A 24,494-nucleotide genomic window follows, 5' to 3' on the forward strand; every position below is an offset into this window, starting at 1 on the left:
GTGCCCTTCGTGCGTCCGGGGGCCGTCTTTCGCGGCACCCGCAGGAATATCCGCCGGGTGAGCTGGCTTGTCGCCGGTATGACGATCGATCAGCGGACATCAGGCAACGGCACGCGCACCGCACTCGTGGTGGGAGCCACGGGCATCGCGGGATCAGCACTCGTCGACGAACTCACCGCCGGGGGATGGCCGGTGCTGGCCCTGTCCCGCCGGGCCGGCGCAGAGCGCGACGGCGTGCGCTGGCTGTCGGCGGACCTGACCTCCGCCGAGTCGCTGGCAGCGGTTCTCGCACCGGAACAACCGACGCACGTCTTCTTCACCGCCTGGTCCCGGCGCGACACGGAGGAGGAGAACATCGAGGTCAACGCGGGGATGCTCCGTGACCTCCTGGCCGCCCTCCGCGGGAAGCCGGTGGCCCATGCGGCCCTCATGACGGGGCTCAAGCACTACCTCGGCCCGTTCGAGGCCTATGCTGCCGGCGAGATGCCCGACACCCCCTTCCACGAGGAGGAGCCGCGCCTGCCGGTGCGCAACTTCTACTACGCGCAGGAGGACGAACTGTTCGCCGCGGCGGCGGAGCAGGGCTTCAGCTGGTCGGTGCACCGCGCGCACACGGTGATCGGCCACGCCGTGGGCAACGCCATGAACATGGGCCTCACGCTCGCCACCCAGGCGGCACTGTGCAGGGACGCGGGCGAGCCCTTCGTCTTCCCCGGCTCCGAGACGCAGTGGAACGGGCTGACCGACATGACCGATGCCGGGCTCCTCGCCCAGCACATGCTGTGGGCCGCCACGACCCCCGCTGCCGCGAACGAAGCCTTCAACATCGTCAACGGGGACGTCTTCAGGTGGCGCTGGATGTGGCCTCAGCTCGCCGCGTACTTCGGCGTCGAGTGGGAAGGCTACGGCGAGGCCCCCCGTCCGCTCGAGCAGGCCATGGCCGGACGGCAGGAACAGTGGCGGGAGCTCGCCCGGCGCCACGGGCTCGCGGAACCGGACCTGGACCGGATGGCGTCCTGGTGGCACACGGACGGTGATCTGGGACGCGGGATCGAGGTGGTGACCGACATGGGCAAGAGCCGGGTGGCGGGCTTCACCGGATACCGGCGGACCGTCGACGCGTTCATCTCGCTCTTCGAGCGGTACCGAGCCGACAACCTGATCCCCTAGTAGCGCACCACGGGCGTGACCGTGACGGCGTCCTCGCCCACCTGCAGCTCGGCGCCGAACTCGAACGGTACGGTCTCCGAGACCTCCCGGACCGCACCGGAGAACAGGTCCCGCAACCGGGTCTCGATGCGGGCGGATCCCCGGAGCGGTGCCAGCAGCCACTCGCCGTCGCTCGGGGTGATGGACACCGCCGGGTATTCCTCGATGGACCAGGCGATGTCGCCGGCGAGCCGCTCGTTCGTCGGGTAGGCGAACGGGCAGTCGGCGGGCTGGAAGACGGTCTGCTCCGCACAGGCATCCAGGAAGGCATGCAGCTGGTCGGCCACCGCCTGCGTGAGTTCCGGCGTCGCCTCCGTGGCGAGGGCCAGCGGAGGCGGGGGAGCCTCGCGGTTCGTGACCGCCGCACGCCGTTCGGGAGCGGAGAAGTACGTGCCCTCGTACTGCGCGGTGATCACGGCCGGATAGAAGGTGGCCAGGGCCGCCGAGCCGCCGGGCAGCCCCACCGGGACGCCGTTCACCGTGGCCTCGAGGCTGTTGAGCGCCGATACCTCGACGAGCGGCAGGACGGTCTGCTCGAACCGCCAGACATTGAAGAAGCCCCACTCCGTACCCGTGCGCTGGAGGGGGAAGACCGTCGTCGTCCCAACCCCGTCGAGGGTGTAGGTCACCGGCACCTCGACGCGGTCCGCTCCTGCCTCCCGGGCATCCCCGACGTCGACGTCCTCGAGGGACGCGCTCGCCCGGCGTAGGGCGTCGCCATCCAGCAGGGTGGGATTCGCGCCCTCCGGCACGGACGCGTTGAGGAGGCCGAGGGCCTTGCCGCCGTCGCCGTCGTGCAGGGCGTCGAGGTACAGGCCCACTTGGTGCTCGGGGCTGTAGAGCCGCGCGTTCAGGACGGACACGGTCGCGATGAAGGCCGCGCCGACCAGCATGAGGCCGAGCAGCCAGGCCGCCAGAACCTTCACTACCGGGGTGGTGTGCACCCCATCAACGGTACCGGGTGTGCCCCTTCAGCCGGGAAGTCAGCCGGGAAGGAAGCCCAGCAGGGCCCCGGCGACGGCGCACGCGAGCCCGACGAGGGCGACGATCCGGGTGCCCCGATACGGTTCCTCGAGGGACCAGTGGGTGGGGTTGCGGGCGTGGAAGAAGATCGGGACGTCCGTGCCCGGCGGCGGCGGAACCACGGAGCCGCGCTGCCGCCGTCGGATGCCGCTGGACCACAGCGCCTCGATGATGCGGTACCGGTGATCGTGCCAGCGGAGGTACGGGTGGCCCTCGTGCTCGAACGCGATGGCCTGGGTCCCGGTCCAGGAGCCGTACACCAACCGGATGAGCAGCGCAGCAAGGAGCAGCCCCACGCCCAACGCCATGAGGGTGGAACTGACGATCTCGATCACGACCATGGGCGGGCGTCCACGAGGGCAACTCCACGCCGGACGGTGGGCCCCTCGGGGACGTGTCCGGCAGGAATGCCGGCAGCCCGGATAGCGCCGTCGTGTTCGACCATAGGGCCAGACTACACAGCAGGACCGGTGCCCCCTCCGGGGTGCCGGTCCTGCTGGTCGAATCCTGCCGGCGCGGCCGGGCGTACGGCCGCGCGCTGCGGTGGATCAGCCGGCGTGCTTCCCGCCCGCCGCCGTCGCGCCGCCCGAACGGCCGGCCCCGGCATCGACCGTGGCAGCGGAAGCATGCCCGGACGCGCCGTTGCCGTTGCCGAAACCGTTGCCGTTGCCGTCCGCCTGCTGGGCGGTGGCGATCTCCTCGGCACGCTCCTCCGCGGCCTCGCGCGTCAGTTCGGCGCCCGCCTCGGCGTCCCGCGTCAGGTTCTCGCCGCTCTCGGCGTCGAACAGGTGGAGCTTGCGGGTGTCGAGCCAGATCTCCGCCTCGCGACCGCCGCGGATGCGGCTCGCGGCGTCCAGGGTGACGACCACCTGCGGGCGAAGTTCGTCGGCGTCCATGTCGCGCGCGAGGCTGTTGAGCAGTTCCCGCATCTCGGGAGCGGGATCGAAGTTGATGTACCCGTACTGCTCGTTGCCCAGCCATTCGGTATGGGTCAGCGTGGCGGTGAAGGTGGACCCGTTGGCCTTCTTGTGGTCCTCCACGAGCTTGGCGTCCTCGAAGAACTCGGGGCGCACACCCACGAGGACGACCTTCTTGCCCGCAGCCTTCTGCGCCTTGTCCTGCGGGATCTCGAGGTCCCCGATCGCGGTCTTCAGGGTCGTGCCCTCGAGGGTGGCCGGCAGGAAGTTCATCGACGGCGAACCGATGAAGCCCGCGACGAAGAGGTTGACGGGCTGCTCGTACAACTCGCGCGGTGAGGCGATCTGCTGGAGTTCGCCCTTCTTCAGCACCGCCACCCGGTCACCGAGGGTCATGGCTTCGGTCTGGTCGTGGGTCACGTAGACCGAGGTGACGCCGAGGCGGCGCTGCATCTGGGAGATCTCGGAGCGCATCTGCCCCCGCAGCTTGGCGTCGAGGTTGGAGAGTGGCTCGTCGAAGAGGAACGCGTCGGCCTGGCGCACGATCGCGCGGCCCATCGCGACTCGCTGCCGCTGGCCACCCGAGAGGTTCGCAGGCTTGCGCTGCAGGTGGTCGGTGAGCTCCAGGGTGGCGGCGGCCTCGGTGACGAGCTTGTCCACCTGCTCCTCAGAGTGCTTGCCCTTGGCCAGGCGCAGGGGGAAGGCGATGTTCTCGTACACCGTGAGGTGCGGGTACAGCGCGTAGTTCTGGAACACCATCGCCAGGTTGCGGTCGCGGGGCGCCTTGTCGTTCACGCGCTGGCCGTTGATGAGGAGGTCGCCGTCCGTGATGTCCTCCAGGCCCACGATCATGCGCAGCAGCGTGGACTTCCCGCAGCCCGAGGGGCCCACGAGGATGATGAACTCCCCGTCGGCGATGTCGATGCTGACGTCGTTGACGGCGGGGAAACCGTCACCGTACTTCTTGACGAGGTGGTTGAGGGTGATTGAAGCCATGGTGCGAATCCTTTACTTGAACCGGGGGCGTTAGCCCTTGACGGCGCCCGAGGTCAGGCCCGAGACGATCTGGCGTTGGAAGAGCAGGACGAGGAGGACGATCGGGATGGTGACGATGATCGCCGCCGCCGAGATGGCTCCTGTCGGTGCCTCGAACTGTGAGGCGCCCGTGAAGAACGCGAGAGCGGCGGGCACGGGCCGCGCCGCTTCCGTCGAGGTCAGGGAGATGCCGTACACGAAGTCGTTCCACGCGATGAAGAACGCGATGATCGCCGTCGTGAAGACGCCGGGTGCAGCCAGGGGCACGATCGCCTTGCGGAAGGCCTGCCACGTCGTGGCGCCGTCGACCTGCGCCGCCTGCTCCAGTTCCCACGGGATCTGCCGGAAGAACGCGGCGAGGGTCCAGATGGAGATGGGGAGGGTGAGGGACAGGTACGGGATGATCAGGCCGAGCCACGTGTCGTACAGGCCGATGGTGCGCCACAGGTTGAACAGGGGGGTCACGATCGAGATGACCGGGAAGATCGAGACCGCCAGGGCCGTGGTGAGCACCAGCTTCTTGCCCGGGAAGTCCAGCCGCGCGATCGCGTAGGCGCACAGCGTCGCCAGGACGACGGCGATGAACGTCGCGATCAGCGTAATGCCGATCGAGTTGCGCAGCGCCGAGAGGAAGAGCCCCTGGGCGTCCCCCACCAGGATCTGCTCGTAGTTGGATGTCGTAGCCCTACCCGATGTCGGAAGGAACTTGCCGCTCGTCAGGTCGCTCGGCGCCTTGAACGACGTCGCCAGGATCGAGACCACGGGAAACAGTGCGTAGATCAGGACGAGGACGGTGACGATGGCCCACAGGACCTTGCCCCGGGTACTGGTGTTCGTCATTACTTTCCTCCCTGCGATCCGGCGAGATCGACCTTGAACAGCTTGATCGCGATAAAGCAGATCAGCAGGACGCACAGGAACAGGAGCACGGAGACGGCGGAGCCGAGTCCGATCTCGAGGCGGCTGATCGATTGTCGGTAGGCGAGCAGCGACAGCACTTCCGTGCCGTAGGCCCCGTTGGTCATGATGAACACGTTGTCGAAGATGCGGAACGCGTCCAGCGCCCGGAAGAGGACCGCGACCATGATCGCGGCCTTCATGTTCGGGATGATGACCTTGCGCATCTGCTCCCACCAGGTGGCGCCGTCGACCTTCGCCGCTTCGCTGAGTTCGTCGGGGACCTGCGCGAGCCCGGCGAGGAGGAGCAGCGAGATGAACGGGGTGGTCTTCCAGATCTCCGAGGCCATGATGACGAAGAGGGCCGTGGGACCCTGCGCGAACCAGTTCAGGTTCTCGTCGATGCCGGGGAGCCAGCCGAACCAGTTGTTGATGTAGCCGGAATTGATGTCGAACGCGTAGAACCAGGCGAAGGCCGACACCACCGTGATGATGCCGTACGGCACGAGGATCGCCGTGCGCAGCAGCCCTCGCACGGATTTCAGGGCCTTGTGCATCACCAGGGCGAGCGCGAAGCCGAGCACGAGTTCCACGACGACGGTGATGACGGTGATCAACACGGTGGTCCACAGGCCCGACCACCAGACCGGGTCCGAGAGGATCACGGCGTAGTTGCCGAGGCCGATGAATTCGCGCTCGCCGGGCGCCGTGAGGCGGAAGCGGAACAGCGATTCGAAGATGGCCTGCAGGATCGGATACAGCGTGACGAGCAGCATGATGACGAACGCCGGCCCCGCAAGGATCCAGCCGAGCCGCCGCTCCGCTCGCACGCGGTCGCTGTACTGCGCCTGCGGTCTTCTGTTCTTGCCGTTGCTCTTGGCGGTGTCGCGCTCGAGGCGCGGACCGGGCTCGGTGGACGACGCCGTCGTCGTCTTCGCCGGGATGGCGGAGGTCACAGGAGTTGCTCCCCTCGAAGGACCGAAGTGATGAAGTTGCTCGACGTCTCCGGAGTGCTCTCGGGATCGACGTCGGCGGGTGGCGCCCAGCGCTGCTGGATGCCGGTGGAGACCTCGTTGTAGAACGGGGTCTGCGGGCGGGGTGCTGCGACCTGGAGGGAGTCCCTGATGGTCTCGGCCATCGGGAAGGTCTCCTCGATCCGGGGGTCCTCGTAGGCTTCCGTGTTCGACGGCGGATTGCCGTTGGTCACGAAGTACTCCGACTGGTTCTCGACCGAGACGATGCACTGGATCGCCTCGTACGCTAGTTCGGGGTTGTCGCTCTCGGCTCCGACGCCGAGATTGATGCCACCCAGCGGCGGCGCCGACTCCTGGTCCGCCGTCATGCGTGGAAAAATGCCCCAGCCGAGGTCGTCGACGACCGCCTGGTCCAGCGTGCCCTCTTCGACGGCGGCCGTGGTCGCAGGCCAGACGAACGGGTAGTTGACCATGAAGGAGCCGGAATCGCCCTGGAAGGCGATGAGCGAGGCGTTCTCGTCCTGGGTGGGGAGCCCCGGACCGCCCAGTCCGTCCTTGCCGATCGTGGAGATCACCTCCGCTGCGGCGACACCGGCGTCGGAATCGAGGCCGAGCTCGATGGTGTCCGCCGTCGCCTCGGGGTCGACGATGATGGAGCCCCCCGCCGACTCGATCAGGGCATTCACCCACACCGTCATCGATTCCGCCTGCGCGCCCTGGACGCCCAGTGACTTCTCCTGGCTCTTCGCGGCTTCCATGATCTGGTCCCAGGTGACGGGCTTGCTCATGTCGAGGCCGGCGGCCTCCGCAACCGATTTGCGGTACCAAAGGATCTGCGTGTTGGCCCAGAACGGGACCGTGACGAGTTCGTCCTTCCAGGTCGCTCCCGCGAGGGCGCCCTCCACGACGTTCTCCGTGGTGCTATCGGCGACGTCGTCGGGCACCGGGGCGAGGAACCCGGGCTCCGCGAGTTCGGGGATGAAGGGCGGATCGAGGCTCATGATGTCGAGCGACGAATCACCCGCGGCCAGGCGCCGTGCCAGTTGTTCCCGCTGGGAGGCGGCGTCACTCGGCAGGAGCGAGGTCTCGATGCGGTAGCGGCCGCCCGATTCGTCAGTGCACTTCTGCGCTATGTCGGCCTGGCCCCCGTTGTCGGGGTTGATGTACCAGGTCAGGGAATTGTCCGCCTGCGCGGGACCGCACCCGCTCATGACCAGCGTGCCCATTACGAGGCCGGCCAGGACGGTGGCCTTCGGGCGGCTCTTTCCTGCACTGCGTGTTCTTCGACTAGTCGGCATTCGTACCGAGCCTCCACATCCTTGTAGACAACCCGGCTGACGGTTCGCTGGAATCGACAGCCTAAGCAAGCTTGCTTTTCGACCCTATGCCTTGGGGGCCCAAATCGCTAGACAGGGTGCTTGCTATTCGGCAGCGCGTGCAGGATGTGCGGAGGAAGTGCAGGGAGGTGCCCGTGGACCGGGAAGGGCTCAGGCCGGGACGGCGGAGCTGTCCAGGGCGAAGGGAGGACGCTCGACGTCGCCGGTCACCGCTTCGGCCGGGTCGGAACCGAGTTCGACGATCCGATTGGCGGCGTCCACGTGGACCACGGTGGGGACGAAGGCCCGTGCCTCCTCCGTGGTCATCTGCGCGTAGGTGATCAGGATGACGAGATCGCCACGCTGGACGAGATGGGCCGCGGCACCATTGATGCCGATCACGCCCGAGCCGCGCTCGCCGGCGATGGTATAGGTCTCGAGCCGAGCGCCGTTGGTGATGTCGACGATCGAGACCAGCTCTCCGGGGAGGATGTCCGCGGCGTCGAGCAGGTCGAGGTCGACGGTCACGGAACCCACGTAGTGCAGGTTGGCGTGGGTGACCGTGACACGGTGGATCTTCGACTTGAACATTGTTCGATTCATCGCCTCAAGGATACTGCCGAAGGCGCACCGGGAGGCGGACGGGAGAGGTGTCCTTCGGCACACCCAGGGGCGCCGAGGGCCTCCGCGGGAGGACGAGAAGAGCGGGCGACGGGAATCGAACCCGCGTATCGAGCTTGGGAAGCTAGCGCTCTACCATTGAGCTACGCCCGCACGGTGGTGAACCGCTCCATCACCTTACAACAGTTCTTGCGGCTTCCCCGGATCGGTGTCGGTGTGCCCGGCGTCCGTGCCTCCGGGTCCGTCCGGGGCGGGCGCCCCCCGACCCTCCCGGGAGCCGGGAGCCGGGGGAGCCCCGGGCATCGGAGGCGCTGCGCGCGCCCGCTCGATCAGTTCCCGCCACGGGTCCTCGAGCCGGCTCTCGGGGACGTGCACCTCCGTGTAGCCGATGGCGATCCGGTAGGTGAAGCGATCGCGCTGCGCCCCAGGGGCCGGTGCCTCCGAAGAACCCCCGCCCGAAGAAACCCCGCCCGAAGAAACCCCGCCCGGGGATGCGACGCCAGGGGGCGCCCCGGACCCGGTGCTCCCCGCTTCGGCTTCCGCGAGGGGAAGCCACCGCTGCTCGGCTTCCGTCCGGCTGACCTCGAGGGTCCAGGTCCGGGTGAGCCCGGCGAAGCCGCCGGAGCGGGTGATCTCGATCTTCACGGCAGCACGCCGACCTGCGCCCACGCGTCCGCGACGGCGCCCGCCTCCCGGCTGCCGTCGCCGAACCGCTTTTGCGCTGCGCTGATCGTGGCGCCCGCGAAGGTCGGGAAATCGCAGTCGGGCGGGATGCTGCCGCTGAGGACGGCGTCGTACCAGATGCGTCCCACGCCCTCCCAGGCGGGGCTGCCGAGTGCGGTGGCCGCACGGTAGAACGCATGGTTCGGGATGCCGGAGTTGATATGGACGCCGCCGTTGTCCGACGTCGTCTCGACGTAGTCCGCCATGGTGGCGGGCTGTGGATCCTTGCCGAGGACGTCGTCGTCGTAGGCCGTGCCCGGCGCCCTGAGCGAGCGAAGCGCCGCTCCCTCCACCTGGTCGGTGAAGATGCCGGCCCCCACGAGCCAGGACGCCGAACCCGCGTCCTGGCCGAGTTCCCGCTGCTCCACGAGCACGCCGAATACGTCCGAGAGTGATTCGTTGAGCGCGCCCGACTGTCCCTGGTACTCCAGGTTGGTGGAGTACTGCGTGAAGCCGTGCGTGAGCTCATGGCTGATCACCGTGAGGGATGCCGTGAAGCGCCCGAAGATCTCGCCGTCGCCGTCCCCGAAGACCATGCGGGTGCCGTCCCAGAAGGCGTTGTCGTAGTTGGCGCCGTAGTGGACCGTGGCCTCGAGGGGCTTGCCGGCGCCGTCGATCGACGAGCGGCCGTATTCCTCGCTGAACAGCCGGTAGGTGGAGCCGAGTCCGTCGTAGGCCTCGTCCGCCGCGGTGTCCCCGGTGGCGGGGGCGCCCTCTGCCCGCACCAGGTCCCCGGGGAGCTCCTCCCGGCTGCCGGCGTCGTGGATGCGCCGTGTCAGCGTCCCGGCGACGGCCGAACCCCGCTGGACGGGCGCCCTCAGTGCTCGGGAGCGGACCTCGTGGACCGGGTCGAGTTCCAGCAGTGCGTGGCGAGCGGCTTCGGCCGCGACGGAGAGCCGCGGATCGCGAAGGGCGGCCAGGCGGGTGAGAAGGTGCGGTGGGACGATGCCGCAGTGGATTCGCTGCATGGGGGCCTCCTTGGATTGGTCCCAACCTAGTCCCGGGGCCCGACATTCCGGTGCACGTAGGCTTGCCGCATGAGTGGAGAGCGGAACACCCGCAAGCTGGAGCAGGGGATCGAGCGGGACTTCTCGGACAAGATGAGTTACGGCTCGTACCTCGAGCTGGACAGGCTCCTCGACGCCCAGCACCCCGCCAGCTCACCGGCGCACCACGACGAGATGCTGTTCATCATCCAGCACCAGACCTCCGAGCTGTGGCTCAAGCTCGTGCTGCACGAGTTGCGCGCCGTGCGGGTGCACCTGCGGGCCGACGACCTGCGGGCCGCCATGAAGGGTGTCGCCCGGATCAAGCACATCCAGCGCTCGCTGACCGAGCAGTGGTCGGTGCTGGCGACGCTCACGCCGTCCGAGTACGCGGAGTTCCGGGGCGACCTCGGGTCCGCCAGCGGGTTCCAGTCCTACCAGTACCGCGCCGTCGAGTTCCTGCTGGGCAACAAGAACGCCGCCATGATCCAGGTCTTCGAGTCCGACCCGGCAGCCCGCGCCCTGCTCTCGGAACTCCTGGCGCAGAGCAGCGTGTACGACGAGTTCATCGCCCTGCTCGCGCGGCGCGGCTACGCGATCCCCGAGGACCTGCTCCACCGCGATGTGAGCGTCGCCCACGAGTTCCACCCCGCGCTGGTCGCCGTCTACAAGCAGGTGTACGAGGACGCGGCGGGCCACTGGGACATCTACGAGGCGTGCGAGGAGCTCGTGGACCTCGAGGACAACTTCCAGCTCTGGCGGTTCCGGCACCTGAAGACCGTGGCGCGGACCATCGGGTTCAAGGCGGGCACGGGCGGCTCGTCCGGCGTCGGCTTCCTCCAGCGGGCGCTGGAGCTCACGTTCTTCCCCGAACTGTTCGCGGTGCGTACCGAGATCGGACGCTGAGGAGGCTTCTCCCGGGCTGGTAGTTTTGGACGGTGCTGATCTCAGACCGCGATATCCGAGCAGAACTCGCCGCCCAGCGGATCGTCCTCGAACCGCACGATCCCGCCATGGTGCAGCCCTCCAGCGTCGACGTCCGCATCGACCGCTACTTCCGGCTCTTCGACAACCACAAGTACGCGCACATCGACCCCGCGGAGGACCAGCCGGACCTCACGCGCCTCGTCGAGGTGGCGCCGGATGAGCCGTTCATCCTGCACCCCGGCGAGTTCGTCCTCGGGTCGACCTACGAGACGGTGACGCTGCCCGACGACATCGCCGCGCGCCTCGAGGGCAAGTCCTCGCTGGGCCGCCTCGGACTGCTGACCCACTCCACCGCCGGTTTCATCGACCCCGGGTTCTCCGGCCACGTGACCCTCGAGCTGTCCAACATGGCGACGCTGCCGATCAAGCTGTGGCCCGGCTCGAAGATCGGGCAGCTGTGCTTCTTCAAGCTGACGTCCCCTGCCGAACACCCCTACGGCTCGGGTGAGTACGGCAACCGTTACCAGGGACAGCGGGGCCCGACGGCGTCGCGCAGCCACCTGAACTTCCACCGCACGGACATCTGACCTCCCCCCGGCCTCGGCCGGGAACGGCCGTCAGGCCTCGGGCACGACGGCGCGCCTGACCCGTGCGGGTGACCTGACCGGCAGCAGCACGAGGAGTCCTGCGAGCAGGACGACGAGGATCCCGATGACGCCGTAGAGCTGGGAGCCGAAGATCCCGATGCACAGGGCGAAGAGGGTGGGAGCGAGGAAGCTCACCGCGCGGCCCGTGGTCGCGTACAGCCCGAACAGTTCGGCCTCGTCGCCCACCGGCGCGATGCGCGCGAGGTAGGCCCGCGACGACGCCTGGGCCGGCCCGACGAACAGTGTCAGCAGCAGGCCGAAGACCCAGAACGTGGTGTCCGACGTCCAGTGCATGCCGAAGAAGGAATGCGTCTCCGTACCGAGCAGGAGGATCGCGGTCCCGGCCACCAGCAATCCCACCAGGGCGCCGATGATCACGCGCTTCGGGCCGATGCGGTCGTCGAGGAACCCGCCGATGACGGCGCCGAGCGCGGCGATCACATTGGCGGCGATCGCGAAGACGATCACCATGCTCGCGGAGAAGCCGAAGGCGCCGGCGGCGAGGATGCCGCCGAAGGTGAACACGGCGGCGAGGCCGTCCCGGAAGATGGCGCTCGCCAGCAGGAAGTAGATCGTGTGCGGGCTCGCGCGGTAGATGGCCTTCACCCGGCGCACCAGCAGGCCGTAGGAGGCCAGGAATCCCAGGTGCGCGGCCGCGGCCCTGCGCGGGACCTCGGGCACCGTGAACATCACGGGCAGCGCGAACGCCGCGAACCACAGTGCGGAGAAGACGGCCACGAGGCGGATGTTCAGTCCGTCGGCACTCGAGGCGCCCGCCCAGTCGACGACCGGCTGGATGAACACCACCAGCACCACCACGAGTGCGACGATGCCGCCCACGTATCCCATCGCCCAGCCGAAGCCGCTGACGCGGCCGATGGTCGACGGCGTCGAGATCTGGGTCAGCATCGCATTGTAGTTCACGCCGGCGAACTCGAAGAAGATGTTGGCGGCCGCGATCAGCGCGACACCGAGGATCAGCATCTCCGGGCTGGGGAGGACGAAGAAGCACAGGGCCGTCAGCACGGTGACGATCAGGGTGTTGACGCCGAGCCAGAGCTTGCGGCGTCCGCCGCGGTCGGAGCGCTGGCCCGTGACGGGAGCGAGGAGGGCGATCAGCAGGCCGGCGACGGCGAGGCCCCAGCCGAGCACCTGCGAGGCCCGTTCCTCACCGCCGAAGGACTCCGACGTGAGGTACACCGTGAACACGAACGTGGTCATGACCGCGTTGAAGGCGGCCGAGCCCCAGTCCCACGAGGCCCAGGCCAGGACGGGCCTGCTGAAGATGCGGCCCGAACCCGCGGCGGGAAGGGGTGCAGGGGCCTCCGCCGGCTGCGGAAGCTGCTGGTGCGTACTCATAGGGTGAATGCTAGCTCCGTATGATCCCCGTCACGCCGCGACAGCTCGCGGCGCGCTGTGCAGGTGAGCGGTCCGCTCCGGGCGAGGGCCTGCCGTCTTTCCTTCGGTAGACTGAAAGCAGCCCGACCGACCCCCAGCGGAAGATCGAGACTCCCATGCTCACCGTGCTGACCGCGATGTTCGCGCTCGCACTCGGAGCGCCCGTTCTCTTTTCCCGGCTCGGCAGATCGGCGTTCTTCGTCCTCGCGGCGGCGCCCGCCGCCGGCTTCGTCTGGCTCATGGTCCGGCTGCCGCAGGTCCTCGCCGCCGAGCAGGGAGCTCCGAACGGCCGGGCCGACGCCCCGCCGTCGGTCACCGTCCCGTGGATCCCCAGCCTTCAGCTCGAGTTCGCCTTCCGGCTCGACGCCCTCGCCGCCGTCCTGTGCATCCTGATCCTCGGCGTCGGCGCCCTGGTGCTGTTCTACTGCGCGCGCTACTTCAAGAACGACGATCCCGACGTCGGCGCCTTCGGGGCGCAGCTGCTCGCCTTCGCCGCGGCGATGTTCGGGCTGGTGACGGCCGATGACCTGATCCTCATGTTCATCTTCTGGGAACTGACCACGATCCTGTCCTACCTGCTCATCGGCTACTCGCGCCACCGGCTCTCGGCGCGACGCTCCGCCCTCCAGGCGCTCATCATCACGACCTTCGGCGGGCTGGCCATGCTCGTGGGCCTGGTGATGCTCGGACAGGAAGCGGGGACGTACCGCATCTCCGAGATCCTCGCCGGAGCGGAGGCGCTTGCGGCACGCGGCACGCTGGTCGACGTCGCGATCGGGCTGGTGCTGGTCGGCGCCATCACCAAATCGGCGCTCGTCCCCTTCCATTTCTGGCTGCCCGGCGCCATGGCGGCGCCCACCCCCGTCAGCGCCTACCTGCACGCCGCGGCCATGGTGAAGGCCGGGGTGTTCCTCGTGGCACGCTTCGCCCCCGGCTTCGGCGAGACGGCGTTCTGGCACCCGGTGATCCTCGTCCTCGGCATGGCGACCATGCTGCTCGGCGGGTGGCGCGCCCTGCGGCAGTTCGACCTGAAGCTCGTCCTGGCCTACGGGACGGTGAGCCAGCTCGGTTTCCTGACCATGGTGGTGGGACTCGGCGGGCGTGACGGCGCGGTGGCAGGCCTGGGCCTGCTGCTCGCCCACGGCTTCTTCAAGGCGACGCTCTTCCTGGTGGTCGGCATCATCGACCACCAGTCGGGCACCCGCGACCTGCGGGTCCTGTCCGGGGTCGGCGCCACCTCTCCCGCCCTGTTCGCCGTCGCCCTCGTGGCGGCCGGATCCATGGCAGGGGTTCCGCCCCTGCTCGGGTTCGTCGCCAAGGAATCGGTCTTCGAGGCCTTCGTGCACCGCGCCGAGGACGGCCTCGCCGGAACCCTCCTCCTCGGCGGGATCGTGATCGGCTCCATCCTCACCTTCGCCTACAGTGCCCGATTCGTCTGGGGCGCCTTCGCGCTGAAGCACGGCAGGCCGCAGACGCCGTTCAAGCGCGTCCGGACATCCTTCCTGCTCGCACCCGCGCTGCTCGCCGTCGCATCCCTGGCCTTCGGCGTCTGGCCCCCGCCGCTCGACGCCGCCGTCGCGCCCTACGCGGCACTCTTCCCGTCCGGGGGCCCCGCCCCGCACCTCGCCCTGTGGCACGGCTTCGGCCTCCCGCTCCTGCTGTCGGCACTCACCATCGCGGCGGGCGTCGCCCTGTACCTGCTGCGCGCGCCCATCGAACGGCTGCAGGGGCGCCTTCCCTCCGTCAGGGAAGCGGAGGTGGTGTACCGCTCCACCATCGGCGTGCTCGACGACGTCGCGGTGTGGGTCACGGGCCGCACCCAGCGCGGTTCGCTGGCCTTCTACCTGTTCGTCATCCTGTCCACCGCGATCATCACGCCCCTGATGGCGCTCGTCATCTTCGATGCGCCGCTTCCCTCCCGGTTCATGATCGCGGAATCGCCGGCGCAGGTCATGGCGGCGATCGTCATCCTGGTGGGTATCCTCGCCGCACTGCGCTCCAACAAGCGGTTCATGGCCGTCCTCATGGTGGGCATCACCGGCTACGGCATGGCGGTCGTCTACGCACTGCACGGAGCGCCGGACCTCGCGCTGACGCAGATGCTCGTCGAGACGATCGTGCTCGTGGCCTTCGTCCTCGCGCTGCGCTCCCTGCCCGCGCGGCTGTGGAACCGCGCCGAGAGCCGGCACCGGCTGCTGCGTGCCGTCCTCGGTGTGGCGTTCGGCGGCATCATGGCCGTCATCGCGATGTCGGCCATGGCGTCGAGGACCTCCGCACCCATCTCCCTGGCGTATCCGAAGCTGGCGTACGAGGACGGCGGCGGCGCCAACACCGTCAACGTCCTGCTCGTGGACATCCGCGCCTGGGATACCTTCGGTGAGATCACCGTGCTCGCGATCGCGGCCACGGGCATCGCCAGCCTCATCTTCATCCGCGGGCGTGGCGACAAGCGGCACCGGGCCGACGGCGTCGCGGACGGGTCCGTGGACCGCGGGCAGGAGCCCCTGGACGCCGGCGGCAGGGCAGGTGCCGCGCGGCTCCTCGCCGCACGCTTCGCGGACGTCGCGCGGGATCCCTGGCTCGTGGCCGGGCGGACGCTTGCGCCCGAGCGTCGTTCGATCATCTTCGAGGTGATCACCCGCCTGCTCTTCCACACCATCATCGTGCTCTCGATCTACCTGCTGGTCGCCGGCCACAACCTCCCCGGCGGCGGTTTCGCGGGAGGCCTGATGGCGGGCCTCGCGCTCGCCGTCCGCTACCTCGCGGGCGGACGGTTCGAACTCGCCGAGGCCAGTCCGGTCAGTGCCGGAACGCTCCTGGGGATCGGCCTCGCGATCGTCTCCCTGACCGCCGCGGCCCCACTCCTCGTCGGCGGGGCCGTCCTCGAGAGCTACGTCCTCGAGTTCTGGCTGCCGGTCTTCGGCGACGTGAAGTTCGTGACGTCCACCATCTTCGACATCGGTGTGTACATCATCGTCGTCGGTCTCGTCCTCGACGTGCTCCGGAGCCTCGGCTCGGAGATCGACGAGCGCAGCGAGGCGGACGGGCCGGTCGTCGAGGACGCCGGACACGACGCGCTCGTCCCGCCCGCCACCGAAGGAGTCCGGCCGTGACGGTCAACATCACGCTCATCGTGCTCATGGCGGCACTGTTCGCCGCAGGGATCTACCTGCTGCTCGAACGCAGCCTGACGCGCGTGCTCCTCGGACTGATCCTCATGGGCAACGGGGCGAACATCCTGATGCTCGCCATGAGCGGGGGCGGCGGGAAATCTCCCCTCTACGTCTCGGGGACGCCGCCGGAGGACTACACCGACAGCCTCCCGCAGGCCCTGATCCTGACGGCGATCGTCATCACGTTCGCCGTCACCGCGTTCATGCTCGGCATCATCTACAGGTCCTGGGTGCTGGGCCGGGAGGACGACGTCCAGGACGATCCCGAGGACCGGCGCGTGGCGGACCAGGACAGCTACGACTACGAGGACGACGCCGATATCGCCGCGGACACCACCGAGTTCTCCGATGCCGACACGGAAGGCCGCGTAGGCCGGCACAACGACGACGACAACGACGACGACAACGACGACGACAGCGACAGCGACAGCGACGACGACGACGGCCGCCGCGCCGGCGCCGGCAGGGTGGGGGAGGCACGATGATCGCCGCCGACCTCGCGCCGCTCGCCGTCGTCCTGCCGTTCCTGGGTGCTGCCGCCACCTTCATCCTGATCCGGCACGCGCGGGCGCAGCGCGCGGTGAGCATCACGACGCTCAGCGTGACCCTGCTCATCGAAGTGGTGATGCTCCTCGCCGCACCGTCCGCCGGAACGCACGCCGTGCGGCTCGGCGGCTGGGAGCCGCCGTTCGGCATCGTGCTCGTGGTGGACCAGTTCTCGGCGCTCATGCTCGTGGTCTCCTCCGCCGTCAGCCTCGCGGTGCTGATCTACGCCGCGGGCCAGGGCATGGCCGACGGCGACGAGGACGGCCCCGTGTCGATCTTCCACCCCACCTACCTGATCCTGGTGGCCGGGGTGTCCAACGCGTTCCTCACGGGGGACCTCTTCAACCTGTACGTGGGCTTCGAGATCCTCCTGACCGCGAGCTACGTCCTCATGACCCTCGGCGGCACGGCGCCGCGCATCCGGGCGGGCGTGACGTACGTCGTCGTCAGCGTGGTCTCCTCGATGCTGTTCCTCATCGCCATCGCGATGATCTACGGGGCCACCGGCACCATCACCATGGCGGACCTCGCGGTGAAGCTCGAGACCGTGGACCCGGCCACGCAGATGGTGCTGCACCTGATGCTGCTCGTGGCGTTCGGCATCAAGGCCGCCGTCTTCCCGCTGTCCTTCTGGCTCCCCGACTCCTATCCGACGGCGCCCGCGCCGGTCACCGCGGTGTTCGCGGGCCTGCTGACCAAGGTGGGCGTCTACGCCATGGTGCGCGTCGAGACGCTGCTCTTCCCGGGCGACCGGATCAACTCCCTCCTCATGGTGGTCGCGCTGCTCACGATGGTCGTCGGGATCCTCGGCGCCCTGGCGCAGGCGGACATCAAGAGGCTCCTGTCCTTCACGCTGGTGAGCCATATCGGCTACATGGTCTTCGGGCTGGCCGTCTCCACGCGCCTCGGCCTCGGCGCCGCGGTCTACTACGTGGCCCACCACATCACCGTGCAGACCAGCCTCTTCCTCGTCACCGGACTGATCGAGCGCCGCGGCGGGACGGCGAACGTGGACCGCCTCGGGGGGCTGGCGAAACTGTCCCCGCTCCTCGGCATCCTCTTCTTCCTCCCGGCCATGAACCTCGCCGGCATCCCGCCGTTCTCGGGATTCCTCGGGAAGCTCGGGCTCATCCAGGCGGGTGTCGAGCTCGGGACCCCGCTCGCGTACGTCCTGGTGGCCGGGGGAGTCCTCACCAGCCTGTTGACACTCCTGGTGATGGCGCGCGTCTGGAACCGCGCCTTCTGGCGCAGCCCCGCCGACGCCGAGAACCCCGATCCCATCCTGCTCGCCAGCAAGGCCGACGGCTCCAGCGTGGGGACGTCCCGCCACGTGACCGGCGAGGACACGGGGCGGTTCGCCGGCAAGGACCCGGTGACGCTGATGCCCGGCACCATGACGGGGCCGACCATCGGCCTCGTGGCGCTCGGACTCGCCCTCACGGTCCTCGCCGGGCCGCTCTTCGCACTCAGCGACGGTGCGGCGCAGGAGATGCTGGACCGCACTCCGTACATCGAGGCCGTCCTCGGAGCGGGGGCGAACGGATGAGCCGGCAGCGCATCCCCCTCATCACCGAACTCCCGCTCGTCATCTGGCTCGTCCTCGTGTGGGGCGCCCTGTGGCAGGACTTCGGCCTGGGCAACCTCGTGTTCGGAGCGATCATCTCGTACGCCGTCGTGAACTTCTTCTACCTGCCTCCCGTCGAACTGACGGGCCGCTTCAACGTGCTCTGGCTCGTCCCGTTCATCGGCCGGTTCCTCCTCCAGCTGGTGACGGCCAGCCTGCAGGTGTTCTGGCTCGCCGTGAGCAAGGGTCCCGCCCTCCGGAACGCCGTCGTCGCGGTGGAGCTGCGCAGCTCCTCGGACTTCCTCGTCACGGCGACGGGCCACGCGATCTCCCTCATCCCCGGGTCGCTCGTCCTCGAGGTGGACCGCTCCACGTCGACGCTCTACCTCCACTGCCTCAACGTGGCGTCCGCGGCGGATGCCGACGCCGTCCGCCGTGACGTCCGCGCCACGGAGGCCTGGCTGATCCGGGTGATGGGGAGCAGGGCCGACCTCGCGGCCCTCCGGGCCGGGGAGGCGGCGACATGACGATCGTGACACATGTGGTCGGCGGAATACTCTCCGTCGCAGTCCTCCTGGCGCTGTACCGCGCGGTACGCGGACCGTCCATCCTCGACCGCGTCCTGGCCCTCGACGTCGTCCTCGCCATCATCGGCGCCGCGCTCGTGCTGGACATGATCGTCAACCGGCACCTCGACAACCTGATCCTCCTCGTCGCGGTATCGCTCATCGGCTTCATCGGCTCGGTCACCGTTGCCCGCTTCGTCACGGACAGGAAGTAACGCCATGATCAACGACGCCGTCGTGTCGGTCCTCCTGGTCGGCGGGGCGCTCATGTCACTCGCCGCCGGGATCGGCCTCGCGAGGTTCCCCGACCTGCTCTCGCGCATGCACGCGGCAACGAAACCGCAGGTCCTCGGGCTCCTGCTCTTCCTCCTGGCGCTCGCGGTGGAGACCGGGAGCTGGCCGCTCGTGCCCCTGCTGGTCCTGTGCTGGGTCTTCCAGCTGCTCACGAGCCCCGTATCCGCGCACATGGTGGGCCGTGCGGGCTACCGGACGCGCCATCTGCGGCGCGACCTGCTCACGCTCGACGAACTGGATGACGTCGTGGAGCGGGCAGCGGACGGCGGCGGGGCGGCGGGGCCCCGGGAGTCGCCGGCGTCCCGCGCGGCCACCGGAGGCACGGGCGGGGCCGGCAGTACCGGTATCACCGGCTCGGGGACCTCCGCTCCCGGTCGCTGAGGCCGCTGCATCCCACACCCTCGACGGCGCTGCGCCCCGGAACCGAAAGCACCGCGGTGGTCGGCGCCGGCAGCGAACGGTAAGGTTACTGCTGATCAGGGGGCGGACACTTTGGGACTGAAGGCACACATGGACGGGCTGCGGCGCGACGCGGTGGTGATCGAGGACGACGCCGACATCCGCCAGTTGCTCGCCATCGTCCTGTCCTCGCGCGGCTTCACCGTGCACGAGGCCATTACGGGCAGCGAGGGACGGCGGCTCGTGGGCACAGTGGACCCCCAACTCGTCACGTTGGACCTCAACCTCCCGGACATGGACGGCATCGACCTCTGTGCACGGCTCAGGGCGGGCTCCGACGCGCACATCCTCACCGTCTCGGCCCGGCCTCCACAGCTCACCGCGGAGCAGTGCCTGGTCGCCGGGTCCGACCACTTCATCCCCAAGCCCTTCAGCCCGCGGATGCTGGGTTCCTACCTCGACGACGTCTTCCCGCGCATGGGAGTGGCCTAGCCCGCCGGTGCGCGCGTCCGTGCAACCGCGACCTGGCCGCCCGTGTCCTCGCACCCTGCATCCGGCGCCGGCGGGAAGCGCGCTGGTGTGGAACGCGTCCGCCAGCGGCGTCAGCCCTCCTGTGGACGGGGTATCTGGTCCCCGCAGGTCGAGCGGAAACTGCCGGCGGCACGTGCTGGAGGCGAGGCGGCCGCCACGAAGCCGTCGGGCCGCACGAGGTACAGGATGCCGGGGCGCAGCGGGCTGGAGCCTGTGGTGGCGAAGGTGTGGAGGGGAAGTCCGAGGTCGAGTGCGGCGGCTTCCGCCTGGAGTGCTGCCTCCCGCTCGGCCGCGTAGAGGTGAACCTGCCACGTCGCAGCCCGGAGTACGTCGAAGTTCTCCCCGGTCCACGGCAGCCGGCGGCCGACGACGGCGTCACGGTGGCGCCCCGAGGAAGCGCCCTCCATCCGGTAGTGGATGCGGAGCTGGCCGAGGTAGCCGGCGAGGCGGCGGCCGATGGGCAGGTGGGGGAGCACCGCGACGCCGACGGGCAGCACCACCCTCGGCACGTACCTGCGCACCAGCATCGCTGCCGCCGAACGCGACGTGATGCCGCGGAACAGGGCGTCCGTGGTCTTCAGGAGCCGCAGCGCGACGGGCCGCCGCTCCGACTCGTAGCGGTCCAGGACCGCCTCCGGGACACGCCCTGCGGCCACGTCCGCGAGCTTGAAGGCGAGGTTGTGGGCGTCCTGCAGCCCGGTGTTCATGCCCTGAGCACCCACGGGGGAGTGCACATGGGCGGCGTCCCCCGCGAGGAACACCGGCCCGGTGCGGAAGTGCGCGGCGATGCGGTGGTGGACGCGGTACGTGGAGAACCAGCGGGAGTCCTCGTACGTGACGCCGAAGGATTCGGCGAAGCGGTGCCGGGCGTAATCCTCCGTGACCGCAGCGGCGTCGTCGTCACCGGCTATCCCGATCAGCCGCTGTCCGTTCCTGCCGGAGGCATCGGGCCGCATGGGAAAGGCGAGCAGGAACCCGGTGGCTCCCTGGCGGATGTTGACCGAGGCCGGAGCGAGTCCGCGGACGCCCACCGCATCGACCAGGTAGAAGGTCTGCCTGCTGGTGGTGCCCTCGAACGCCGTGCCGCACAGGGAACGGACGGTGGAGGATGCACCATCGCAGCCCACGGCGAAGCGGGCGCGCACCGTGGAGGACCCGGTTGGGCCGTCGATGGCGGCGACGACACCGCCGGCCTCCTCGGTGAGGGATGACAGCCGCTGCCGCCACCGGACGGGCAGGCCGACCTCCTGCAGGTTGTCGGCGAGGATCCGCTCATTCGCGCTCTGCTCGAGCATGTAGATCCCCGGGTACGGGGTGAGGCCCCGGCCCAGGCCGGTCAGGGGGATGGGCGCGAAGGCGGTGCGCCCGAAGCCCTGCCGCATCGATTCCGCATGGACAACCTGGGCGAGCACCCGGTCGACGACGCCGAGCTGGTCGTAGATCTCCATGGATCGCGAGTGCACGCCCAGGGCGCGGGACTCGCGGGTGGGGCCCGCCTTCCCATCGATCAGGGTGACGCTCGTGCCGAGCTTCACCAGCCAGTTGGCGAGCATGAGGCCGGTGGGGCCCGCGCCCACCACGAGGACGTCCACGCGGTCGCCGTCGTGCGGTTCTGCCTGCTGCATCGTCGGATCGCCCCGCAGGAGTCGTCAGCGCTCGAGGACCGTGCAGACGCAGGCGCGGTTGCCCTCAGGATCGGCCAGGACCGTGAAGGAGGGCGCCTGGGCCTCGTCCACCACGGTGCCCCCGGCAGCGACGGCGGCGGCGATACGTGCCTCCACCGCATCGTGCGGCACCCAGAGATCGATGTGGAAGCGCTGCCGTGGTGTCTCGTGCGCGTCGGTGTGCTGGAACCAGAGGAGCGGCACCCGCCCGCCCGGGTCCGCGACGTCGTCGCCGTCCACGGCACCCGCATCGCCGGTGAGCAGCGCCGCCCAGAACGGGCCGATGGCGGCCACGTCCGCCGTGTCGAGCGCGAGTTCGACGACGGCGGGTGCCGCGGGATCGGCGATGATGCCGCGTTCTCCTGCCAGGTCGGTGATGTGGCGTGCGAGGTCCAGGTCCCGCGCGGTCACGCCAGCTGCATCATGGCTCATGAGCTTCACGTCGACATGCGGGTAGGTCAGTGTGATGTCCGGATGGTGGCCGGCCTCCTCCGCCAGATCGCCGATGGCGGTCACGAGGGCCAGGCCCGTGGCGAAGTCCCGTGTCAGGAAGCGGGCGTGGAGGGCCCGCGCCAGCTTCCGCCAGTCACCGAGGCCGGCGTCGAGGATCTGCTGCGTGCTGAGGATGCTCATGCCGCCAGTATGGCCCGTCCGCGAGGGTTGGAGAAGGTGCCACAGCCTCGTGCGGCTGGTGCCGGCCACCGGCGGAATCGGCGGAGGACCCGGCAAACAGGCCACGCAACCGCCGGCAATTGCACCCAAAGGCGCCAGGAGGTGCTAGAAGTATCTGATGGAGTTAAATACCACGGCGTCGGCGCGGTTTCCACCAGGACTGTTCCGCGTGCCCCTCACGGTGGCGGCATCCTTCACCGCCCTCACCGTACTGACGGCCGTGGCTTTCGGATTGCCCCTGCGTGACCCGGATGGTTTCCTCGGTCCCAGCTACGTGCGGCTGCCCGCGCTCCTCGTCGCGATGATCCTGGCGGACATCGCTCCGCGCACCCTGCTCGGGCGGCCCGGCCTGCGGAACGTCCCCCGCGTCGCACTGGCCGAATTCCGCAGCAGCTGGCCCGTGCCACGAATCCTGGCCACCTTCCTGGGGCTGGTCACCTTCTATCTCGCATACGTCTCGTACCGCAACATGAAGAGCTTCCTGCCGTTCGTCCGCGAACGGGTCACCGATCCGCTCCTGCAGGCGAGTGATCGCTGGCTGACCGGCGGACACCATCCCGGGGATGCGCTGCAGCAACTGCTCGGTACGGGCATCAGTGCGCACGTCCTGTCCGCCGTGTACGTGTCCTACCTCATGTTCGTCCCCGCATCGGTTGCCGCGGCCCTCGTCTGGTCCCGGCAGGTCTCCCACGGTGCCTGGTACGTGAGCGCGTTGTCCTTCAACTGGATCCTCGGTGCGGCGAGCTACTACGTGCTGCCCTCCCTGGGCCCGGTCTTCGTCGAGCGGAAGCACTTCACCGACCTTCCCGACACCGCCGTGACCGAACTCGCGGACTCCCTGTACCGGAACCGGGTGCGCGTCCTCGACGATCCGCACGCCACGGAGTCCGTGCACGGCATCGCCGCCTTCGCCTCCCTCCACGTCTCCGTGGTCGTGACCGCCGCCCTCGTCGCGCACCTGATCCGAGTGCCGCTCGTCCTCCGGGTGCTCCTCTGGGCCTACGTGCTGCTCACCGCCCTCGCCACCATCTACTTCGGGTGGCACTACCTGGTCGACGTCATGGCCGGTGCGGCGCTGGGCGCGCTGGCCACCTGGCTGGCACTGAGGGCGACCAGACCGGGACTGACGAGCGGTATCTCCTCCCCGCAGGAGATGAAGGTCCCGGCGGGAAGCACCCTCTAGCTGCCGGCCCGGAGCTCCGTCCCGGGCTCCGTGCGTGGCGTCCGGCCGCGGGCCGCGCCCTGACCGCCGCGGGCATGCAGGGCCCGCTCAGGGGCAGATGCCATACTGCGGAGATGGCCAAGAACAGAATCCTTCCCGGCCGTGGCGTTCTCGCGGCCCGCCTGAACAGCCATCTGGACGATCGCCTCCGCGCAGCCGTGGTCAATCCCCAGCTCCTCCTCGCGGGCAAGGCAGCGCTCGCCGCCGCGCTCGCCTGGATCATCGCTCTGGCCATTCCCGGTGAGGCTTCCCGCTACCCGTACTACGCGCCCCTGGGTGCGCTGCTCGCGATGTACCCGACCGTCGCCGGCACGCTCAGGTCCGGGCTGCAGACCGTCATCGGCCTCACCATCGGGATCGTACTGGCCCACATCGCGATGTGGGCGGGGGAGCCCGATGGGCTGACGATCGCCTTCGTCGTCGGGATGGGTGTGCTTCTGGCAGGTGCCCTGAAGAGGACGGCGGGCGGCGGATCCGGTATCGCCTCCGCCGGACTGTTCGTCCTGATCCTGGGCAACGACAACCTCGGGTACTCGCTGGGGTACTTCGTCCAGACGGTTGTCGGGGTCGGCGTCGGGCTGGCCGTCAGCGCGCTCATCCTGCCACCACTCAATCTCGACGACGCGGTGGGACAGATGAGCCGGCTCCGCAGGGCGGCCGCGCGGCAGCTCCAGGAGATGGGCGAGGCGCTGGACGAGGACTGGGCTGCGGATGACCCGCGCTGGGCGCAGCGGCGGGACGAGCTCACGGAGTCGGCCCGCAACGCGCGGGAGGCCCTGCAGTACGCGGACGAGAGCCGGAAGGGAAACGTCCGACGGCGCTTCCACCCGCGGGACGTGCGCCGCGACTACCGCCATGTCGAAGTCCTGGAGGTCGTCGCATTCCATACCCTCAACATCACGAACATGCTGCAGGATGCGCTCCATGGGACGTCCCGTGAGCACCCCCTGCCGAACGCGGTCCGCCCGCCCCTGCGGGAGGCCTTCACCGCTGTCGGGGATGTGCTCGATCTGTGGACGGTGGAGGAGAACGACGCCGAGACGTTCCAGGCAGCCGAGAGCAGCCTCGCAGCGCTCGAAGCCGCAGCGTACGAGGCCTCGTCCCGCGATATCCCCTTCGGGGCAGCAGCCGCGATCGCGATGAGCCTGCACCGTATCCTGCAGGCGGTGACGCCCGACCGTCACATCTAG

The 24,494-nt window shown here is 69.2% G+C and carries 24 protein-coding genes and 1 tRNA gene; 12 read left to right on the plus strand and 13 right to left on the minus strand.

All coding sequences use genetic code 11. The features are described 5' to 3' along the window. The first annotated feature begins 78 nt into the window (after positions 1-78). Positions 79-1,170, plus strand: a complete 1,092-nt coding sequence (locus tag ACIQCY_RS01270; protein ID WP_400482427.1) for an SDR family oxidoreductase — start codon at positions 79-81, stop codon at positions 1,168-1,170. Here the strand turns inward: ACIQCY_RS01270 and ACIQCY_RS01275 are convergent. From ACIQCY_RS01275 to ACIQCY_RS01320, 10 genes are all read right to left on the minus strand, one after another. Further along, entirely contained in the window at positions 1,167-2,153 is a 987-nt protein-coding gene (locus tag ACIQCY_RS01275) for a hypothetical protein (protein WP_400482073.1), read from the minus strand. The genes ACIQCY_RS01270 and ACIQCY_RS01275 overlap by 4 nt on opposite strands. 39 nt (positions 2,154-2,192) lie before the next feature. Continuing rightward, positions 2,193-2,573, minus strand: coding sequence for a hypothetical protein (locus ACIQCY_RS01280; protein ID WP_400482074.1), 381 nt, complete (start codon positions 2,571-2,573; stop codon positions 2,193-2,195). A 207-nt stretch (positions 2,574-2,780) separates the two neighbouring features. Further along, positions 2,781-4,145, minus strand: a complete 1,365-nt coding sequence (locus ACIQCY_RS01285; protein WP_400482075.1) for an ABC transporter ATP-binding protein — start codon at positions 4,143-4,145, stop codon at positions 2,781-2,783. Between the two features lie 30 nt (positions 4,146-4,175). Next, complete coding sequence (locus ACIQCY_RS01290) at positions 4,176-5,024, minus strand: carbohydrate ABC transporter permease (protein ID WP_400482076.1); 849 nt, start codon at positions 5,022-5,024, stop codon at positions 4,176-4,178. Next, positions 5,024-5,911: a carbohydrate ABC transporter permease gene (locus ACIQCY_RS01295; RefSeq protein WP_400482428.1), complete on the minus strand. Its 888-nt coding sequence runs from the start codon at positions 5,909-5,911 to the stop codon at positions 5,024-5,026. The genes ACIQCY_RS01290 and ACIQCY_RS01295 overlap by 1 nt, the downstream gene beginning before the upstream one ends. A gap of 122 nt (positions 5,912-6,033) precedes the next feature. Further along, positions 6,034-7,281: an extracellular solute-binding protein gene (locus ACIQCY_RS01300; protein WP_400482077.1), complete on the minus strand. Its 1,248-nt coding sequence runs from the start codon at positions 7,279-7,281 to the stop codon at positions 6,034-6,036. Between the two features lie 261 nt (positions 7,282-7,542). Continuing rightward, a complete protein-coding gene (gene panD, locus ACIQCY_RS01305) occupies positions 7,543-7,974 on the minus strand; it encodes an aspartate 1-decarboxylase (RefSeq protein ID WP_400482078.1) in 432 nt (143 codons plus the stop codon). Positions 7,975-8,074: 100 nt separating this feature from the next. Continuing rightward, a tRNA-Gly gene (locus tag ACIQCY_RS01310) sits at positions 8,075-8,145 on the minus strand. 24 nt (positions 8,146-8,169) lie between these two features. Continuing rightward, complete coding sequence (locus tag ACIQCY_RS01315; RefSeq protein WP_400482079.1) at positions 8,170-8,637, minus strand: hypothetical protein; 468 nt, start codon at positions 8,635-8,637, stop codon at positions 8,170-8,172. Then, a complete protein-coding gene (locus tag ACIQCY_RS01320; protein ID WP_400482080.1) occupies positions 8,634-9,683 on the minus strand; it encodes a M4 family metallopeptidase in 1,050 nt (349 codons plus the stop codon). Before ACIQCY_RS01320 ends, ACIQCY_RS01315 begins: the two co-directional genes overlap by 4 nt. Before the next feature lie 69 nt (positions 9,684-9,752). Between ACIQCY_RS01320 and kynA the strand changes: the two genes are divergently transcribed. Together kynA and dcd are read left to right on the plus strand one after the other, a co-directional pair. Further along, a complete protein-coding gene (kynA, locus tag ACIQCY_RS01325; protein ID WP_400482081.1) occupies positions 9,753-10,607 on the plus strand; it encodes a tryptophan 2,3-dioxygenase in 855 nt (284 codons plus the stop codon). A 32-nt stretch (positions 10,608-10,639) separates the two neighbouring features. Beyond that, positions 10,640-11,215, plus strand: a complete 576-nt coding sequence (dcd, locus tag ACIQCY_RS01330) for a dCTP deaminase (RefSeq protein ID WP_400482082.1) — start codon at positions 10,640-10,642, stop codon at positions 11,213-11,215. Between the two features lie 30 nt (positions 11,216-11,245). Here the strand turns inward: dcd and ACIQCY_RS01335 are convergent, their stop codons facing one another. Then, positions 11,246-12,634, minus strand: coding sequence for an MFS transporter (locus ACIQCY_RS01335; protein ID WP_400482083.1), 1,389 nt, complete (start codon positions 12,632-12,634; stop codon positions 11,246-11,248). A 155-nt stretch (positions 12,635-12,789) separates the two neighbouring features. Here ACIQCY_RS01335 and ACIQCY_RS01340 point away from each other — a divergent pair, with 155 nt between their 5' ends. From ACIQCY_RS01340 to ACIQCY_RS01370, 7 genes are all read left to right on the plus strand, one after another. Beyond that, positions 12,790-15,786 (plus strand): Na+/H+ antiporter subunit A, encoded by a 2,997-nt coding sequence (locus tag ACIQCY_RS01340; protein WP_400482084.1) that lies wholly within the window; start codon positions 12,790-12,792, stop codon positions 15,784-15,786. Beyond that, complete coding sequence (locus tag ACIQCY_RS01345) at positions 15,783-16,331, plus strand: Na(+)/H(+) antiporter subunit C (protein ID WP_400482085.1); 549 nt, start codon at positions 15,783-15,785, stop codon at positions 16,329-16,331. The genes ACIQCY_RS01340 and ACIQCY_RS01345 overlap by 4 nt, the downstream gene beginning before the upstream one ends. Beyond that, positions 16,328-17,938, plus strand: a complete 1,611-nt coding sequence (locus tag ACIQCY_RS01350; RefSeq protein WP_400482086.1) for a Na+/H+ antiporter subunit D — start codon at positions 16,328-16,330, stop codon at positions 17,936-17,938. Before ACIQCY_RS01345 ends, ACIQCY_RS01350 begins: the two co-directional genes overlap by 4 nt. After that, positions 17,935-18,483, plus strand: coding sequence for a Na+/H+ antiporter subunit E (locus ACIQCY_RS01355; RefSeq protein WP_400482087.1), 549 nt, complete (start codon positions 17,935-17,937; stop codon positions 18,481-18,483). Before ACIQCY_RS01350 ends, ACIQCY_RS01355 begins: the two co-directional genes overlap by 4 nt. After that, the gene (locus ACIQCY_RS01360; RefSeq protein ID WP_400482088.1) at positions 18,480-18,737 is read left to right on the plus strand and encodes a monovalent cation/H+ antiporter complex subunit F; all 258 of its coding nucleotides are present in this window, start codon (positions 18,480-18,482) and stop codon (positions 18,735-18,737) included. The genes ACIQCY_RS01355 and ACIQCY_RS01360 overlap by 4 nt, the downstream gene beginning before the upstream one ends. Before the next feature lie 4 nt (positions 18,738-18,741). Continuing rightward, the gene (mnhG, locus tag ACIQCY_RS01365) at positions 18,742-19,197 is read left to right on the plus strand and encodes a monovalent cation/H(+) antiporter subunit G (protein WP_400482089.1); all 456 of its coding nucleotides are present in this window, start codon (positions 18,742-18,744) and stop codon (positions 19,195-19,197) included. Positions 19,198-19,326: 129 nt separating this feature from the next. After that, a complete protein-coding gene (locus ACIQCY_RS01370) occupies positions 19,327-19,707 on the plus strand; it encodes a response regulator transcription factor (RefSeq protein WP_400482090.1) in 381 nt (126 codons plus the stop codon). A gap of 110 nt (positions 19,708-19,817) precedes the next feature. Here ACIQCY_RS01370 and ACIQCY_RS01375 read toward each other — a convergent pair whose 3' ends face one another. Both ACIQCY_RS01375 and ACIQCY_RS01380 read right to left on the minus strand, forming a co-directional pair. Further along, complete coding sequence (locus ACIQCY_RS01375; protein ID WP_400482091.1) at positions 19,818-21,371, minus strand: FAD-dependent monooxygenase; 1,554 nt, start codon at positions 21,369-21,371, stop codon at positions 19,818-19,820. Between the two features lie 24 nt (positions 21,372-21,395). Continuing rightward, the gene (locus tag ACIQCY_RS01380) at positions 21,396-22,043 is read right to left on the minus strand and encodes a VOC family protein (RefSeq protein ID WP_400482092.1); all 648 of its coding nucleotides are present in this window, start codon (positions 22,041-22,043) and stop codon (positions 21,396-21,398) included. Between the two features lie 157 nt (positions 22,044-22,200). Between ACIQCY_RS01380 and ACIQCY_RS01385 the strand changes: the two genes are divergently transcribed. Further along, positions 22,201-23,265 (plus strand): phosphatase PAP2 family protein, encoded by a 1,065-nt coding sequence (locus tag ACIQCY_RS01385; RefSeq protein ID WP_400482093.1) that lies wholly within the window; start codon positions 22,201-22,203, stop codon positions 23,263-23,265. Positions 23,266-23,378: 113 nt separating this feature from the next. After that, positions 23,379-24,494, plus strand: a complete 1,116-nt coding sequence (locus ACIQCY_RS01390; protein ID WP_400482094.1) for an aromatic acid exporter family protein — start codon at positions 23,379-23,381, stop codon at positions 24,492-24,494.

Origin of the sequence: Arthrobacter sp. NPDC092385 (assembly GCF_044755105.1) — a bacterium.
Classification (GTDB): domain Bacteria; phylum Actinomycetota; class Actinomycetes; order Actinomycetales; family Micrococcaceae; genus Arthrobacter_D.